General features: G+C 58.3%; 16 protein-coding genes. 14 read left to right on the forward strand and 2 right to left on the reverse strand.

Going from position 1 to position 16,757, the window contains the following annotated elements; genetic code table 11:
- Window positions 1–3 precede the first annotated feature (3 nt).
- The 6 genes from ACP7AL_RS17360 to ACP7AL_RS17385 are packed head-to-tail and all read left to right on the forward strand — an operon-like array spanning window position 4 to window position 4,887.
- Window positions 4–885, forward strand: coding sequence for a branched-chain amino acid ABC transporter permease (locus tag ACP7AL_RS17360; RefSeq protein ID WP_425993240.1), 882 nt, complete (start codon window positions 4–6; stop codon window positions 883–885).
- Window positions 882–1,895: a branched-chain amino acid ABC transporter permease gene (locus ACP7AL_RS17365; RefSeq protein WP_425993241.1), complete on the forward strand. Its 1,014-nt coding sequence runs from the start codon at window positions 882–884 to the stop codon at window positions 1,893–1,895. Before ACP7AL_RS17360 ends, ACP7AL_RS17365 begins: the two co-directional genes overlap by 4 nt.
- Entirely contained in the window at window positions 1,895–2,701 is an 807-nt protein-coding gene (locus tag ACP7AL_RS17370; RefSeq protein WP_006019495.1) for an ABC transporter ATP-binding protein, read from the forward strand. Before ACP7AL_RS17365 ends, ACP7AL_RS17370 begins: the two co-directional genes overlap by 1 nt.
- Window positions 2,701–3,420, forward strand: coding sequence for an ABC transporter ATP-binding protein (locus ACP7AL_RS17375; protein ID WP_425993242.1), 720 nt, complete (start codon window positions 2,701–2,703; stop codon window positions 3,418–3,420). The genes ACP7AL_RS17370 and ACP7AL_RS17375 overlap by 1 nt, the downstream gene beginning before the upstream one ends.
- A gap of 39 nt (window positions 3,421–3,459) precedes the next feature.
- Entirely contained in the window at window positions 3,460–3,774 is a 315-nt protein-coding gene (locus tag ACP7AL_RS17380) for a DUF6166 domain-containing protein (protein ID WP_111835275.1), read from the forward strand.
- Window positions 3,775–4,887, forward strand: a complete 1,113-nt coding sequence (locus ACP7AL_RS17385) for a Zn-dependent alcohol dehydrogenase (RefSeq protein WP_425993243.1) — start codon at window positions 3,775–3,777, stop codon at window positions 4,885–4,887.
- A 7-nt stretch (window positions 4,888–4,894) separates the two neighbouring features.
- Here the strand turns inward: ACP7AL_RS17385 and ACP7AL_RS17390 are convergent, their stop codons facing one another.
- A complete protein-coding gene (locus tag ACP7AL_RS17390) occupies window positions 4,895–5,593 on the reverse strand; it encodes a GntR family transcriptional regulator (RefSeq protein WP_425993244.1) in 699 nt (232 codons plus the stop codon).
- Window positions 5,594–5,967: 374 nt separating this feature from the next.
- Here ACP7AL_RS17390 and ACP7AL_RS17395 point away from each other — a divergent pair, with 374 nt between their 5' ends.
- Both ACP7AL_RS17395 and ACP7AL_RS17400 read left to right on the forward strand, forming a co-directional pair.
- Window positions 5,968–7,158: an efflux RND transporter periplasmic adaptor subunit gene (locus ACP7AL_RS17395; RefSeq protein ID WP_425993245.1), complete on the forward strand. Its 1,191-nt coding sequence runs from the start codon at window positions 5,968–5,970 to the stop codon at window positions 7,156–7,158.
- On the forward strand, window positions 7,155–10,325 hold the full coding sequence (locus tag ACP7AL_RS17400; RefSeq protein WP_425993246.1) for an efflux RND transporter permease subunit: 3,171 nt from the start codon (window positions 7,155–7,157) through the stop codon (window positions 10,323–10,325). The genes ACP7AL_RS17395 and ACP7AL_RS17400 overlap by 4 nt, the downstream gene beginning before the upstream one ends.
- Here the strand turns inward: ACP7AL_RS17400 and ACP7AL_RS17405 are convergent.
- Complete coding sequence (locus tag ACP7AL_RS17405) at window positions 10,322–11,356, reverse strand: LysR family transcriptional regulator (RefSeq protein ID WP_425993247.1); 1,035 nt, start codon at window positions 11,354–11,356, stop codon at window positions 10,322–10,324. The two genes, ACP7AL_RS17400 and ACP7AL_RS17405, sit on opposite strands and share 4 nt — an antisense overlap.
- Window positions 11,357–11,392: 36 nt before the next feature.
- On the opposite strand from ACP7AL_RS17405, the gene ACP7AL_RS17410 reads away from it, so the two are divergent.
- The 6 genes from ACP7AL_RS17410 to cnbZ are packed head-to-tail and all read left to right on the forward strand — an operon-like array spanning window position 11,393 to window position 16,723.
- Complete coding sequence (locus tag ACP7AL_RS17410; RefSeq protein WP_425993248.1) at window positions 11,393–12,619, forward strand: amino acid ABC transporter substrate-binding protein; 1,227 nt, start codon at window positions 11,393–11,395, stop codon at window positions 12,617–12,619.
- A 27-nt stretch (window positions 12,620–12,646) separates the two neighbouring features.
- A complete protein-coding gene (locus ACP7AL_RS17415) occupies window positions 12,647–13,513 on the forward strand; it encodes a branched-chain amino acid ABC transporter permease (RefSeq protein WP_425993249.1) in 867 nt (288 codons plus the stop codon).
- Window positions 13,510–14,445: a branched-chain amino acid ABC transporter permease gene (locus tag ACP7AL_RS17420; RefSeq protein ID WP_425993250.1), complete on the forward strand. Its 936-nt coding sequence runs from the start codon at window positions 13,510–13,512 to the stop codon at window positions 14,443–14,445. Before ACP7AL_RS17415 ends, ACP7AL_RS17420 begins: the two co-directional genes overlap by 4 nt.
- Window positions 14,438–15,187, forward strand: coding sequence for an ABC transporter ATP-binding protein (locus ACP7AL_RS17425; RefSeq protein WP_425993251.1), 750 nt, complete (start codon window positions 14,438–14,440; stop codon window positions 15,185–15,187). The genes ACP7AL_RS17420 and ACP7AL_RS17425 overlap by 8 nt, the downstream gene beginning before the upstream one ends.
- The gene (locus ACP7AL_RS17430; RefSeq protein ID WP_425993252.1) at window positions 15,180–15,914 is read left to right on the forward strand and encodes an ABC transporter ATP-binding protein; all 735 of its coding nucleotides are present in this window, start codon (window positions 15,180–15,182) and stop codon (window positions 15,912–15,914) included. Before ACP7AL_RS17425 ends, ACP7AL_RS17430 begins: the two co-directional genes overlap by 8 nt.
- A 50-nt stretch (window positions 15,915–15,964) precedes the next feature.
- On the forward strand, window positions 15,965–16,723 hold the full coding sequence (gene cnbZ / locus ACP7AL_RS17435) for a 2-amino-5-chloromuconate deaminase CnbZ (protein ID WP_425993253.1): 759 nt from the start codon (window positions 15,965–15,967) through the stop codon (window positions 16,721–16,723).
- The last annotated feature ends 34 nt before the right edge of the window (window positions 16,724–16,757 follow it).

Raw genomic sequence — 16,757 nt, forward strand, 5'->3', positions numbered from 1 at the left:
GCCATGACGGCGATCGTCGATATCATTCTCGGTGGGACATTCCACGCCGCCATCCTGTTTCTGGTGGCGGCGGGGCTTCAGCTCGTATTCGGCGTGCAACAGATCGTGAATCTCGCCTGTGGCTCATTTTATGCCCTCGGCGCATATTTCGGGATTACTGCGGTCGCTGTTGCGATGAAGTTCGGATTGCCGCCGCTCATGTTCTTTCCTGTGCTTATTCTCGCGGGGCTTGTAATCGGCGTCGTTGGACTGCCGATCGAGCGGGTGCTGCGTACGGTGTACCGCCGGGACGAGAGCTATCAGTTGCTGCTCACTTTCGGCCTGCTTCTGATGTTTCAGGATGTCTTTCGCTTCACGTGGGGCGCGACGCCGCGCACCATGGACAATGCCTACATGATATATGGCACGACCCATATCATGGGTGTGCAGGTGCCGACCTATAATCTGCTGGTGATAGCGGCGAGTATCGGCATTGCCGCCGCGCTAGGGCTATTTCTGCAACGTACGAAAACCGGCCGCATCGTGCGGGCGACTGCGGAAAACCGCGATATGGCCGAAGGACTCGGTGTCAATGCGTCGAAAATTTTCGCGCTTGTCTTCACCGTTGGCTGCATGCTCGGAACGGTCGGCGGCGCACTGGTTGTCCCATCCAGTGCTGCGTCGCTCGACATGGCCGTTGAGCTGGTCGTGGAGGCGTTTGCCGTCGTTGTGATCGGCGGGCTGGGAAGCATGCGCGGCGCGCTTGTCGGTGCGTTGATCGTCGGACTGATGCGTGCGGCATCGATCTCGATCATGCCGGAAATGGAGCTGCTGTCAGTCTATCTCGTGGTCGTCGCGGCGCTCATCTTCAGACCCGCCGGATTGTTTGGCAAGGTGACGGCATGAGTGAACAATCCATCGATATTTCGTTGACTGCGCCGAGGCGTAACCCGTTCCCCCGGATCAAGGGCCTTTGGGTCTTTTTCGGCTTGATCGCGATTATGGGTCTGCTTCCGCTTGTCGCATCGCCGTATGCGCTTCTCTTGCTCGTGCCGTTCTTTGCCTACGCAATCGCGCTGTTTGGATTCAATCTTCTGTTCGGAACGACGGGCCTGCTGTCGTTTGGGCACGCCCTCTTTCTTGGCGTCGGTGCGTATACTGCATCGACACTGACGTCAAAATTCGGTGTGCTGAGTTTCGAACTGATTGTTTTGACCAGTGCGGTGGTCTCCGCTCTTGTTGCGCTTGTTATTGGCGTTCTTTGCGTTCGCTACACCCGAATCTTCTTTGGGATGCTGACGCTGGCTTTCGGGATGCTATTTCATTCCTTCCTGTTCAAATTCTACAGCGTTACCGGCGGCGACCAGGGGATGCGCGTGTTGCGTCCGCTGCTGTTCGGCATGGAATGGCGCGGAGGCAAGACCGCATTTCTCACGGGGCCTTTCTATTACTATGTGCTGGCGTTGCTGGCGCTGTTGGGAGCAACGATGTGGCGCATCACCCAGTCGCCATTTGGTTTGCATCTGAAGGCAATCCGGGCAAACGCCGGCAAGGCGGCTTACGTAGGCGTGCAGATTTTCCGCATGAGGCTGGCGGCGTTCGTGATCTCGGCGGTTTATGGCGGGATCGGCGGAACGATTCTCGCAATCACCACTGGCCTGGCCGATCCCGAACTCGCGTATTGGACCCACTCCGGCAACCTCGTTTTCATGGCGGTCCTTGGCGGTAGCGGAACTTTTGTCGGCCCGGCCATCGGCGCGCTCGCCTTTGTGCTGTTGCAGGACTTCGTGATGGCGATCACGCAGTACTGGCGCTTTGTGATGGGCGGCGTCCTGGTTCTGCTTGTTATCTTCTTGCCACAAGGCTTGTCAGGTGCCGTCGAGATGCTCGTCTCTCGCAAGGCAGGGGGCAGATGATGCATCCGATCAGTACATCGCCGGATGTCCGGGCGCCGCTATTCGAGACCATCAGCGTTTCCAAACACTACGGCGCATACAGAGCGCTACAGGACGTGTCTTTCCACGTCGCCGACGGCGAGTTCGTTTCGATCGTCGGACCAAACGGCGCAGGCAAGACCACCCTTGTCAATGTTGTCACCGGCCTGTTGCGGCCGACCATCGGCGAGGTTCGCTTTCTCGGGAACGACATCGCAGGTGTGGGTCCGGTTGAGTTGGCCCGGCGCGGAATGTCGCGTGCTTTCCAACTCGTGAATGTATTTCCGGCGCTGACGGTACGTGAAACCCTTGCGGTTGCGGTTGCTTCGCGGTTGCGGCGCATCGCCAATCCATTCCGTTCGCTGTCGAAAGACAGCGAACTTCAGGCCGATGTTGAGCGCGTGGCGGAGGTTCTCGGTCTTCGCGCCAAGCTGGATACGGTGGCATCCACCCTTTCCCAGGGTGAAAAGAAGCTGCTGGATATTGCCAGCGCTTTTGCACTTAATCCGACGGTCATCCTGCTCGACGAGCCCACAAGCGGCGTATCCACGGGAGACAAGCATTCCATCATGGAAGTTCTCGTGTCGGCAGCGAAGGCGGCAGGAGTACGAGCCATCGTTCAGGTCGAGCATGACATGGATCTCGTGGCGCGTTATTCGCACCGGATCGTGGCTCTGCAGGAGGGCAAGGTCCTGGCCGACATGCCCCCAGACCGGTTCTTTGCCGATCCGGCGATGATTTCGGCCGTCGTTGGAACACGGCCGCCGACCTTGAGGAGGGCGTCGTAATGCTCGAGCTCTCCAACGTAAAAGTCGATATTCAGGGCAGCCGCATTCTCAACGGTATCAGCCTTTCGGTTGCGGCGGGCGAACTCGTCTGTCTGGTCGGGCGTAACGGAGCGGGCAAAACCACGACATTTCGCAGCATTATGGGTTATCGCCGTCCGCTATCCGGTGAGATCACTTTTGACGGCGCCGATCTGACGAAGCTTCCGACGTGGCGGATCGCCCAGAGCGGGATCGGCTTCTCGCCAGAAGAGTCTGAAGTTTACGCCGACCTTACTGTGGCTGAGAATATCGAGCTTTCGACATGGACGCGGCCGACCGGTCGGCCGGCTCAGGAGCGCATCGAGGAAGCTTATGCGGTCTTCCCGAAATTGCGGCAGTATCTTGCGCGTGGCGGTGCGCAGTTGTCAGGCGGCGAGCGCAAGATGGTGTCCATTGCGCGTGCGCTGACGCTTGATCCGAAGCTTCTGTTGCTGGACGAGCCGTTCGAGGGATTGTCGCCAGCTATCATTCCGCTGATTGCAGAGGGCGTCGCGTCGATCCGGGCAATGGGGAAGGGCGTGTTGATGGCGGAATCGAATGTCCATCACATCCCTGACTACGTCGATCGCCTCTATGTGCTGGAGCGCGGCGAACTGATGTTTTCCGGCTCTCTGGCAGAAGCGCACCGCGACCGCGATGTCATGCGTGTGATTGCCGGCGACGTGGAAGTGACGCACTAGTCCGATCGGCAGCCGGGACGCAATGAGTGGAGAGAAAGAATGAAACATTATGTTGGCGACCGGACGATCGACGGCGTGAAGGTGACAGTCGACGGCGCTCCGTTGAATCCCCGAACCGATGTGATGGAGTACAGCAAAAATGGCTTTGAGTGGAGCTATGAGGGGCCGGAGCCGCGCCAGCTCGCGTTGGCGCTGCTCGCCGACCATCTTGGTGACGCGGCTGCTGCGAGAACGGCAGTCGATCCGTTCATGCGCGCCGTTGTGGCTAACTTCGGCAACGAATGGGAGATGACGTCATCCGATATCGATCTGGCGCTCAAGGCGCTGGGTGGTTCCGGGAAGGCAGTCGCATAGATGCCGCTTCAGTACCGCGCGGCAGTTCTCCACGCAGCGAAGGCGCCACTCGTTATCGAGACCGTCGTCGCAGCCGCTTTAAAGCCCACAGACGTTCTGGTGCGAATTCGTGCGGCGGGATTGTGTCACACCGATCTTGAAGTAATTGAAGGATCGTTGCGCTTTCCGATGCCGATCGTGCTTGGCCACGAAGCAGCTGGCATCGTCGAGGAGGTCGGCTCAGCCGCGCGGGGTGTAAGGAAGGGCGATCACGTCGTCTTGTCGTGGAACCCGCACTGCGGCCATTGCTTCTATTGCGATCGCGACTTGCCGATCCTTTGCGAGGAATATCTCGGCGCAGGTCCGAAGGCGAGGTCATTCGATGGAGAGAGTCGCGCAAGGCTTGCTGACGGCCGTGACCTGCAGCAGCTGATGTTTCTGGGATCGTTTGGTGAATATTGCATCATACCGGATCAGCAGGCGATTGCAGTGCCAAAGGAGATTCCGTTCGATCGTGCATGCTTGATCGGTTGCGGCGTAATGACCGGCGTTGGCGCTGCCCTGAATCTGGATGCCATCAAACATGGCGACGCGGTCATGGTGATCGGTTGTGGCGCGGTGGGTCTGGCGGCGGTGCAGGGTGCGCGGCTGGCAGGGGCTGGTACGATCATCGCTGTTGACCTCGATCCTGCAAAGCTTGCATTGGCGCTAACCTTGGGCGCAACCCACACCGTCAATGCGTCAAATGACGATCCTGTCGCTGCGGCAAAGAGTGAGACGGGCGGCCGCGGTGTTGACACCGTGATCGAGTCCGCCGGCAGCCTCGTGGCTTTCCGTGTCACCGCCGAAGCGGTTCGGCCAGGCGGCAACGTAATCTGGCTTGGCAAGGTCGACGTCCAGCAGGATGTATCGTTCCGGTGGGGTTCCCTCATGCAGGAAAAACGCATCCGCCGTGTCAGTTATGGCAACGCACGGCCGCGCCGCGACTTTCCGATGCTGGCGCGCGCCTATCTCGACGGATCGCTGATGTTAGATGATCTGATTTCGCGCCGTCTCTCTCTCAACGACATCAATGCGGGATTCGACGCGCTGAAACGTGGCGAATCCATTCGCAGCGTCGTGATGTTCGATTGATCTCGGATCAGGTATCGAGCGTCTTGCGCGCGAAATCCTCGATGTAATCGATCAGTTTATCGGAGGCGGCGGCCGCGATTTTGGGCTTCTTCCCGGCGACAGCTTCTGCGACCGCGGCATGCAGCTTGGCGGCCAACGGCAGATCTGCAACTTCCTGATAGTGCTGATACCAGAAGCGGCGGGAGAGAGCGTTCATAAGGCCCATCGATCGCCGCGCAAATTCATTGCGCGCGGTCGTTGCGATCAGGAGATTGAATTTCTGATCGAGGCGCATGAATTCGATGTCGTCCGCCTGAGCCGCCGCCTTGAGCATTCCGCGAGCCACTTCGGCGAATTCCTGACGTTCTTCGGGGGTGGCGCGTTCTGCTGCCAGTTTCGCCATCAGCCGCTCAAGCTCGCGACGCACTTCGAGCAGCCGCAATTGCAGCCTGAGATTGATTTCCGAGACCATGATGCCGCGCCTCGGCATAATCACCACGAGACCGTCCCGCGCGAGACGTTGCAGCGCCTCACGAATCGGAGTCCGGCCGATCTTCAGTTTTAGTGCAAGGGTGTGTTCGGACAGTATGGTGCCGGGAGTTAGCTGCAGGGTGACGATCATTTCTTCGAGTTCTCGATAGGCACGATCTGTCAGCGTTCCGTCATCGGCTTCCGGATTCTGCGCCGCGCGCTTTGCAATCTTTTTAGATTTCAATTCACTCACCATGCGCCGTAAATCGATCCGATGAGCCCAAGCATATATTCGTAGTATATCAATGACAAGAACTCGTGCTCGCAAGAGACCGGGCAGAGTCTTTGTGGGTGGCGTCAGCGACGCGATGTTTACGCGCATCTGATCGCGGAACGACGGCAGACGCGGTCTGTCCGACGCTTTCCAGGACTCTGGAAAGGCAACTGGCTCGTCAGGTCAGATATGCGTAGCCATGAATTCTCCAGTACAAGTACCGAATTGTCTGGTTGCGGGTAAGTCTCGGAGACTTGTATGGCGCTGGCGGTCTCCATAAATGCGGGCTAACGTAGGGGCTCGACAGGAATGAAACACTGAGCGAGTGCTTGGACAATGACGTCGGGGGCTTAGCGATGCAATCGAAGGTGTTATCTGATCGTTTCTGGAGCTCCGGACGAAACAAGTTTCTCCTGGCGCTTGTCGCCGTTGCAATTGGGATCGGTCTGGCCGGCTGCGAGAAGCCGGCTCAAGCGCCCGCTGCCAGTGCGCCCGCTGTCACGGTCGCCAATCCGACACAAAGAACGGTGACGGACTGGGACGAGTTTACCGGCCGCTTTGATGCGATTGAGCAGGTTCAGGTCCGCGCTCGTGTGACAGGCTTTGTCATGAGCGTCGACTTCAAGGATGGCGCCATCGTCAAGACCGGCGATCTTCTTTATGTCATCGATCCACGGCAGTATGAGGCGGCAGCCGAGCAGGCTCGTGGTCAGCTTGCGGACGCCAAGGCCAAGGTCGACCTGGCAGAGCGCGAGTTGACGCGAGCTGAAACGCTGGTGAAGACTTCAGCCGTCTCCGAGAGCGTTGTTGATCAGCGTCGCCAGACGCTGTCTGCGGCCCAGGCCGCAACCATGCAGGCGGAGGGTGCTCTAAAGCGAGCGCTTCTTGATGTTGAGTATACCAGGGTGGTCGCCCCGATCGACGGCCGCGTCAGTCGCCACCTTGTGACGGTGGGTAATCTTGTACAGGGAAGCGAAAGCGGTGCGACGCTGCTGACGTCCATTGTCTCGCTCGATCCGATCCACGTCTATTTTGATATGGATGAGTCGATTTACATCAAGAACAGTCGATTGTGGTTTGAAGGAAAACGGCCGAGTTCGCGCGACACAGCCAATCCGGTTCAGGTGATCCTCTCCGGCGAGACGAAGCCCTCGCACGAGGGCTTTGTTGATTTCCTCGACAATCGACTCGACATCGGTACGGGCACGTTGCGAGGCCGAGGGCTAGTTAAGAATCAGGATCTGTCAATTCTTCCCGGTCAGTTTGCGCGCGTTCGGGTGCTTGGCAGCGCGCCTTATGAGGCGTTGCTGCTACCCGACACCGCCATCGCAACGGACCAGTCGCGCAAGATCGTCTTTGTCGTCAAAGCCGATAATACTGTCGAAGCGCGTCCCGTCGTTCTTGGTCCTCTTGATGATGGTCTGCGTGTTATTCGTGAGGGGTTGAAACCCGACGACAAGGTCGTCATCGACGGACTTCAGCGCGTCAGGATCGGGGCCAAGGTTACGCCGCATCCGCCAGCTGCGAGTGGCGGGGCCAAGCCATGAATCTTGGACGCCTCTCCATAAACCAGCCGATTCTGGCGATGGTTTTGTCGATCGTGCTGCTTATCATCGGTGCGATTGCATACACGACTTTGCCAGTGGCGGAATATCCGCAGGTGGCGCCGCCAACGGTTGTCATCACCACGCAGTATCCGGGCGCCTCCGCGCAGACCGTCTCGGACACCGTTGCGACGCCAATCGAACAGGAGATCAACGGCGTCGAGGATATGGAGTACCTCTACAGTCAGGCGACATCGAACGGCCAGTTGAACATCACCGTCACGTTCAAGCTGGGGACGGATCTCGATAAGGCTCAGGTGCTGGTTCAGAATCGGGTGGCGATAGCACAGCCTCGCCTGCCTGAGGAAGTTCAGCGCAACGGTGTCGTCACTCGCAAGAATAGCCCCGACCTCATGATGGTCGTGTTCATGCTGTCGCCCGATGACACTTACGACCAGCTCTATATTTCCAACTATGCTTTGCGGCAGGTGCGCGACCAGTTGCTGCGGCTCGACGGCATCGGCGACATCCAGATTTTCGGAGCGCGCGATTATTCGATGCGCTTGTGGCTCGATCCGGACAAGATTGCGACGCTGGGTATGACGGCAGGCGACGTGATTGCCGCTATACGGGCGCAGAACCTTCAGATCGCAGGCGGTCAGATCGCCGAACCGCCCATTACGGATCGCGCTTTTCAGCCGAATCTTACCTTCACCGGCCGCCTGAAAGATCCTCAGCAATTCGAGAATATCGTGATCAAGGCGGGAGCCGATGGTCGCATCGTCCGGCTGCGCGACGTCGCGCGTATTGAGCTTGGTGCGCTGAGCTCAACGACCAATGGTTTCCTGCTCCGGAAATCAGCCGTCGCAATGCTGGTTTTCCAGCGCCCCGGTTCGAATGCGCTTTCCACCGCAAAGAATATCTCTGACGAGATGGCGCGGCTCAAAACCGAGTTTCCGAAGGGCCTGGAATACAACATCGGTTACAATCCGACCGAGTTCATCGCTGAGTCGGTTCACGAACTGATCAAGACCATCTACGAGGCGATGGTTCTGGTGGTCATTGTCGTCCTTGTATTCTTGCAAGGCTGGCGTCCAGCGATCATTCCCATCATCGCGATCCCGGTATCGCTTGTTGGCACCTTTGCGGTGATGGCAGCGCTGGGATTTTCGATCAACAATCTCACGCTGTTCGGGCTTGTGCTCGCAGTCGGCATTGTGGTCGACGACGCGATCGTCGTGGTTGAAAATGTCGAGCGGCATCTGGTTGCAGGCTTAAGCAGACGTGAGGCAGCGCTTCTCACAATGCAGGAGGTTGGTGGTGCACTGGTATCGATTGCGCTGGTGCTGTGTGCGGTGTTCGTGCCTACCGCATTCCTGGGGGGTATCTCCGGTCAGTTCTTTCAGCAGTTCGCCGTCACCATAGCTGTCGCCACGGCGATTTCGTGCTTCTGTTCCCTAACGCTGTCGCCGGCGCTGGCGTCGCTGATCCTGCAGCCGCATTACGAGAAGAAACCACCAGCGAGCTGGAACCTGGTCGCGCGGGGCTGGGGAGCTGCGATCGGCGTGTTCAATCGCGGGTTCGATCGGCTGTCGCACAGCTACGGACATCTGGCTGACTTCGTTATTCGGCATTCCGTTGTGATGCTGCTTGTGTATGTTGCCTTGATTGCTTCTGCGGGGTGGCTGCTTGTTAGTACACCACAGGGCTTTATCCCGGCGCAGGATCGCGGATATGTGATTGTCGCGGTGCAACTCCCGGGGGCCGCCTCATTGGCTCGCACCACCGAAGTTGTTCGTCAGATTGAAAAAATAGCACTCGATACGCCCGGCGTTGTTCGTGTGCCAGCGCTCGCCGGTCTGTCGGGCGCGACACGAACTCAATCGAGCAATGCCGCGGCTCTATTTCCGGTTTTCGAAGAGCCTCAAATTCGGCTGAAGAAGGGACTCACGGCGGACGTTATCACTGCCGAGTTGCGCAAACGGCTGTCCAGCATTCAGAGTGCTTTTATCATCGTTATTCCTCCGCCAGCTGTTCCGGGCATTGGCACCGGCGGCGGATTTTCCATGCGCGTCCAGGATATTCAGGGCCGAGGGGCTGAATTGCTGGCGGCGGCAACCGATGAACTCGTGGCGGCGGCACGCAAGGAGCCAGGGCTGACAGCGGTGTTCTCACCGTTCACCGCAAATACTCCGCAGGTCTTCGTCGAAATCGATCGTCAGAAGGCACAGATGCTTGGTGTGCCCATCCAGAATGTGACGGAAGCGATTGAGGTGTATTTCGGCTCGTCCTATGTGAACGACTTCAATATCCTCGGACGCACCTATCACGTCACAGCCCAGGCTGATTTACCGTTCCGCAAGGAAACGTCGGATCTTGCCCGCCTGAAAACACGAAATTCGGCGGGCGACATGGTGCTGTTAGGAAGCGTCGTGAACTTCAAGGACACCGCCGGCCCTGATCGGGTCGCACGTTACAATCTGTATCCGGCCGCTGAACTCCAGGGTGATACGGTACGGGGAACGAGTTCGACGACCGCGATCAACATCATGCAGAAGCTTGCGAAAGAGACGTTGCCGAGCGGCTTCGCGTTCGAGTGGACCGATCTTTCCTATCAGCAGGTGAAGGGTGGAAACTCAGGTCTCTACGTGTTTCCGATCTGCGTGCTGTTTGTGTATCTCGTGCTTGCCGCACAATACGGCAGCTGGACGCTACCATTTTCCGTGATCCTGATTGTGCCGATGTGCTTGCTTGCCGCAACCGTCGGCGTGCGCATTATGGGCCAGGACATTAATATCCTGACCCAGATCGGTTTCGTTGTGTTGGTCGGGCTGGCGGCCAAAAACGCCATTTTGATCGTGGAATTTGCGCGCGACATCGAACGTGAGGGACGCAACCAGCTCGAGGCCGTTGTTGAGGCGTGCCGGCTCCGATTGCGGCCGATCCTGATGACCTCGTTCGCATTCATTCTCGGTGTGCTCCCGCTGGTGATTTCATCGGGATCGGGATCGGAAATGCGTCAGGCGGTCGGCGTGGCTGTATTCTTCGGCATGCTTGGCGTCACGTTGTTCGGTCTGGTTTTTACGCCGATATTCTACATCTTGGTGCGCAGGCTGTTCCCGGGCAGTGTCGTAATGGAGCCGAGGACCACGGAAAGCGTTCCAGGCTAGTCCGTCTGCTGCTTCATTCTATCGACGAGCAACTCCGCGACGCGGAGACTGGAAGGCGTGGTGTTGCGGGCTGCGAGTTGCACCAGCGTCACCTGCGTTGCCTCCAGCCGCTTATCGCGCAGCGGGATCGCGACCAAGGTGCCCGCGACCAGTTCGGGCATCGCCGCGTTCCGCGGCAGGAAAGTCCCGAGACCGGTCTTGGCAGCCATCGTTCGTGCGAAGGCGATGGAGTTGGTTTCGCTGTAGAGATCGAGCTCCACGTTTGCCTTTGCGCAGGCGCGATCGATTTCCTGGCGAATGCCAAACGATGAATCAGGCAAGATGACACGAAGTCCAGCCAGTTCCTTGATGGTACAGTGGTCCTTGCCGGCCATCGCATGGTGCGGCGCGACCATCAGGCATAGCGATTGCCGCATGCGGGCCAGTTCGATCAGATCGCGTCGGGGCGCGCGACCGAAGACCAGCCCGAGATCGACCTCGTGCCGTCCGACCATTTCGGCCACGCCGCGTGATCCCACAGTGGTCACCGCGATTGAAATACCGGGATAGTCTCTCGAAAGGTCGACCACAAAATCCGACACGAAGCTTGCCACTAGTCCCTCGACGGTTGCGAGCTTGACGTGCCCGCGCTGTAGCGAATCGAACTCCTCGACCTGGGCACGGACACGATCCAGTTTCGCCTGGCTCTCTTGTGCATAGCGATAGAGCAGGTGGCCGGCATTGGTCAGATTCATTCCTCGTGCGCCGCGTTCGAACAATTTGACCGAGAGCTCGTCTTCAAGCCCCTGGACCTGCCGGCTGATCGCGCTTGGTGCAATGCGAAGAGATTCTGCCGCGCGTTTGATCGAGCCGCGCTCCGTGACCTCGCGAAAATACCTGATAGCGGTGGATTCAATCATGTTTTGCAGGCCGATCGTTGGGGTGGAGGGATGCTCGAAATCAGGCAGGCTGTGCATAGTGTTCGAATATTCAGACCGCTTGCTTCGAATTTCAATGCTTTTATTCGATCTCTTATTTTGCCAAGATTTCAATCAGGTCACACCTTCGGTCCCTGATGGAGAATCTGGATGGCTCGCTCCCGGCTCGTCTCACGTGGTTTGAATTCATTTTTGGTTGTTGCTGCTTTGGTTGTTGCTGCCTTGGGATTGTCCGCCTCGGTGGTGTCGGCACAGGACGTCATCCGCTTCGGCGCGCCGCTTCCGCTCACCGGGCCGCTTGCCCCTGAGGCCATCAAGCAGCAGCAGGGCTACGACTTGTGGGCCGAGCAGGCCAACAAGGCAGGTGGAATTTCGGTTGGTGGCAAGAAGTACAAGGTCGAGATCGTCTACGCCGACTACCAGTCGAATACGCCGCGTGCGGTGCAGACCACCGAGCAGATGATCACCCAGAACAACGTCAACTTCCTGTTTGGGCCGTTCGGATCTGGTGCGGCAAAGGCCGGCAGCAGCGTTTCCGAGAAGTACAAGGTGCCGACCATCGCCGCGACCGCATCGTCGTCTCAGGTCTACGACCAGGGTTACAAGTACCTGTTCGGGACTTTCACGCCGAACGATACGCTGACTACGCCACTCACGCAGATGGTCAAGGCGAAGGCGCCGGATGTAAAGAAGGTCGCGATTCTGGCGCGAAATGATCTGTTCCCGCTGGCCATTGCGCAGGAGATGGAGAAGTCTGCAAAGGGCAATGGCCTCGAAGTCGTGTATTTCGAGAAGTATGCGATCGGAACGCTCGATCATTCAGCGACGCTGTCGCAGATCAAGTCGCTGGCGCCACAGTGGATCTTCGTGACCGGCTACATCAATGACCTGTTGCTGGTGAAGAAGCAGATGGCTGACCAGCAGATCAAGGCCACGGTGGTTTCGATGATCGCGGGCCCGGCCTACCAGGAGTTCATTGATGCCGCGGGTGCAGGGGGCGAGAACATCACCAGCGCTGCCTGGTGGCATCCTGCCGCGCAGTATGCTGGCAAGGACATTTTCGGCACCACCGCGAACTACGTGAAGCTGTTCAAGGACAAGTACAAATCCGAACCTGATTACGCGCAGGCTTCGGCTTCCGTGTCGGGTGCGCTGTTCCAGATGGCGATCGAGAAAGCCGGATCGCTGGACAAGGACAAGGTGCGCGATGAACTCGCCAAGATGGACGTGATGACGTTCTTCGGGCCGGTGAAGTTCGGGCCGACCGGGCAAATCAATTCGCTGGAGCCGCCGGTATTCCAGCTTCAGGGCGGCAAGCCCGTGGTCCTCTCTCCAGCGCTGATCAAGCAGGGCGAATTCAAGCTCGGCGTTAACTGATCGACCGCGGGGAGGCGAGGACACCACATGCTGGCGGCCCAGGTTCTGATCAATGCTTTAGTGCTGGGCTGCCTTTACGCATGTATTGCGATTGGCTTCTCGCTGGTTTGGGGCGTTCTGAACGTCATCAACCTCATCCATGGCTCGTTTATCGTTCTCGGCGCTTATCTGGCGTGGGGACTTTATCAGTCGCTTCACATCTCGCCGTGGTACGCACTGGCGATCGCGGCGCCGTTATTCTTCGCATTCGGCTACCTCATTCAGCGTCTTATTCTCAACCGTGTCATCACCGCTCCGGTGCTGGTGACGCTGACGCTGACCTTCGGTCTCGATCTGATCCTCAACAATGCGATGATCTACTATTTCAAGGCTGATTACCGGAAGCTGACGCTGACGCCGCCAATGGGATCGATCTCGCTGTTCGACGTCGTCGTTCCAGTAGATCGGCTGATTGCAACGGCGTCCGCGCTGGCACTAACTGGCTTGCTCTATCTCATCCTGCGGCGGCTGCGGGTGGGGCGAGCCATTGTTGCGGTGAGACTAGATCGCGACGCAGCGACGCTGATGGGTGTCGATGTCAATTCGATCTATGCAATAGCGTTCGGTCTGGGTGCAGCGCTGGCCGGGTGCGCCGGTGTGCTTATGGCGCTGATTTTCCCGATCTCGCCGCTGACCTCAACGGCCTATCTCGGAAAAGCATTCGTTGTCTGCGTGCTCGGTGGCCTCGGCAGTGTGTCAGGCGCGCTGGCAGGAGGGATTCTGCTGGCGCTGATCGAAGGCATCGGCTCCACCCTAATTGGCCCGGCGCATGCGACGACGCTGTCGTTTGTGCTGCTCATCATTTTCCTGATCGTCCGCCCTCAGGGTCTGCTTGGCCGAAAGGGCTTCGAATGACCCGATCGAATCTGATCCTGCTTGTACTGGTGGCTTGCATCGCCGCGCTGCCGCTGTTCGGCGGTGCGTATGCGCTGAGGCTTGGAACGATCGCATGCATGTATGCGATCCTCGCGTTGTCATGGAATATCGTCGGCGGGTTCGCGGGCTATCCGTCGTTTGCGACAGCGGCATTCTTCGGGCTCGGCGCGTACACAACTGGTGTGCTTATGTCACGTGGCGTGCCTCTTGGCGTCGCCGTCGCTGCCGCATGGGTCGCGTCATTCGTTCTTGCGGGTTTGCTTGGGGCTGCGCTGTTGCGCTTGCGCGGGCATTACTTCGCCATCGCCAGCCTCTCGCTGATCGAAGTGTTTCGCGAACTCGTCAACAACGCCACCGATCTGACAGGCGGGGGGATGGGACTGAACATTCCGCTGACGTCTGCCGCAGGCGTTCTGTCGGATGCGACATTCTTCTTTTATGCGATGTGGGCGCTGCTGTTCGGGACGGCTGTTATGGTCATGGTTGTTGCCGGATCGAAGCTTGGTTTCGGGCTGGTCTGCATCCGCCAGAATGAGACAGCTGCAAACATGATCGGGCTCAATGCCACGCTCTACAAGAGCATCGCATTCGGCCTCTCGGCATGTTTTGTCAGCGCGGCGGGTGGCATCTACGCCGCGTGGGTTCACTACATCGATCCATCCGATGTGTTCGACATTCTTTACTCGGTCAAGCCAATCGTGATGGCGCTGATTGGCGGGCTCGGCTCGCCGCTTGGAGTGGTTATCGGCGCGCTGGTCTATCTCGGACTGGAAGAGGTGGTCTGGCGCAACTACATCCAGATTCATAGCGGTGTACTGGGCGTTCTCATTGTGGCGCTTCTGCTGTTCCTGCCACATGGCTTGATGTCGTTGCGCGATCGACTTCTTGCTTGGAGGCCGAAGCGTGTCTGAAATCCTCAAGCTACAATCTGTTTCCCGTCACTTCAGTGGCCTCAAGGCGTTGAGTGATGTCTCGCTTAGCATCAACAAGGGTGAGGTGCTCGGTCTGATCGGACCGAATGGTGCCGGGAAGACCACACTCGTCAATGTGGTGACCGGCGTCACGCCGGCCAGTTCGGGCACGGTGACGTTCGCAGGTCAGGACATCACACGCGTAAAGACCTATCAGTCTGCACGCCTTGGACTGTCCCGTACCTTTCAAATCGTGCAGCCGTTCGCCGAGCTCTCGGCCCTCGACAATGTGGCTGCCGCGGCGCTGTTTTCGCAGCCGAATGAGAGCCTGAAGTCTGCGCGGGAGTCAGCCCGGGAACGTCTGGCTTTCGTTGGTCTCGAAGCACAGTCCGATCAGCCGGCGGCAACACTTACACTGGCGATGCGCAAACGCCTGGAACTGGCAAAGGCGCTGGCGATGCGTCCGAAACTGTTGTTTCTCGATGAGGTCAACGCCGGGTTGAACAGCGCTGAAGTCGAGCGTGCGACCCGGCTTATTCACGAACTCGCGGCCAGCGGGATCACGATCGTGATGATCGAACATCTCATGAAGGTCGTGCTTAATGTGTGCACGCGGATCGTTGTTCTGCACAATGGGCGATTGATTGCCGATGGTTTGCCGCGCGATGTAATCAAAAACCCTGCTGTCGTGGAGGCTTATCTCGGTCAGCAATATGCCCAGAGAGCTGGCGCCCATGGCTGATGTTGCGTCCATTCTCGAATTGCAGGGCCTTCGCGCTGGATACGGCGAGGTTCAGGTGCTGTGGGGTATCGATCTTTCGGTACGCAGAGGTGAAATCACCGCGCTGATCGGTTCCAACGGCGCGGGCAAAACCACGCTGATGCGTGCCCTATCGGGCCTGATTCCTGTTCAGTCGGGTATCTACCGCTCCGATGGCGAGGATCTCGCAGGCGCGACCGCGGCAAAAATTCTTTCCCGTGGCATCGTCCATGTGCCGGAAGGGCGTCGGTTGTTCGGCGCGATGAGCATCGAAGATAATCTCTTGATGGGGGCCTATTCGCGAACAGCATCGCGTGCCGAAATCAGCCGCGACATTGACAGGGTCTACACGACGTTCCCGAAATTGTCCGAACGCCGCAATCAAGCCGCCGCAACGCTCTCCGGCGGAGAGCAGCAGATGTGTGCCATCGGGCGTGGCCTCATGAGCGCGCCGAAGCTGCTAATGATCGACGAGCTGTCACTCGGCCTTTCGCCGCTGCTGGTCGAGCAGCTTGTTGCCGCGCTGCGTGCGCTCAATGCTGAAGGCATGTCGATCCTGTTGGTGGAGCAGGATGTTACGACGGCCCTGGATTTATGCGATGCCGCGTTCGTCATGGATATGGGCCGGATTGTCAGATCTGGATCGGGCACGGAGTTGCTCGCAGATCCGATTATTCGCGACGCCTATCTCGGCGTTCTTGAAGAATAGCTTTCATCAACCGACCAAAATTCCATTCTCGAAAAACAAGAAGAGGCAATATGATCAAGACTGTTGAGGCGCCGAATGGTGGCTATCGTTTCATGCCGGGTGTCAGTCAGTATTCCGCCGGCGTTGCTGCGCTTCCTGGCTTTGCCCTCGAGCGAGTGCGGTTCGCGAATCCCGTGCCGCTGCGGCAGGGATTTGAGAAGATCGCGCAGATTCTTAAGGAAGCGGGCCGCCCGTTGTCGGCGTTCGCGGCCTGTGAATTGCGTTCACCTGCGCCTTTTACGGAAAGCGGATTCGTCAAGTTCAACGAGGAATACATCGGCACCTTGAAGGCATGGGGGCTGATGCAGGATGTCACCGAAAATCCCGTGGCGCGCAGCAACGTATGTCCAAAGATAACTCCTCCGTCGGAACCGGGCTTTCACGCTTTTTCATATACGGTGGTTGCGGCGGGAGCGCCGACGTCGTTTGTGATCGCGGGTAGTGGTGAAGCGCCGGAAGGAAAAGGAAGTTATCGCGATCATGCCGTCCGGCTTGGCGATACTTCACCAGCAGCAATGCTGGAAAAAGCAAAGTGGGTTCTGGGAGAGATGGAGCGGCGCATGAGTGCGTTCAGCGGGGACTGGAGTCAGGTGACTGCAACGCAACTCTATACCGTTCACGACATCTTTCCGTTCATTGAAAGTGAACTCGGAAAGCGCGGCATTTTCAGGCAGGGGCTCACCTGGCATCTGAATCGGCCGCCGGTGCAGGATCTCGAATACGAAATGGATTGCCGCCGCGTGCACACGGAGCGTGTGATCGAAGTCTGAGTCTGGCGTCTCTCACCCAGCGACCTTTGGCAAA

The sequence above is a fragment of the Afipia sp. DC4300-2b1 genome (assembly GCF_049895725.1).
GTDB classification, from domain to species: domain Bacteria; phylum Pseudomonadota; class Alphaproteobacteria; order Rhizobiales; family Xanthobacteraceae; genus Afipia; species Afipia broomeae.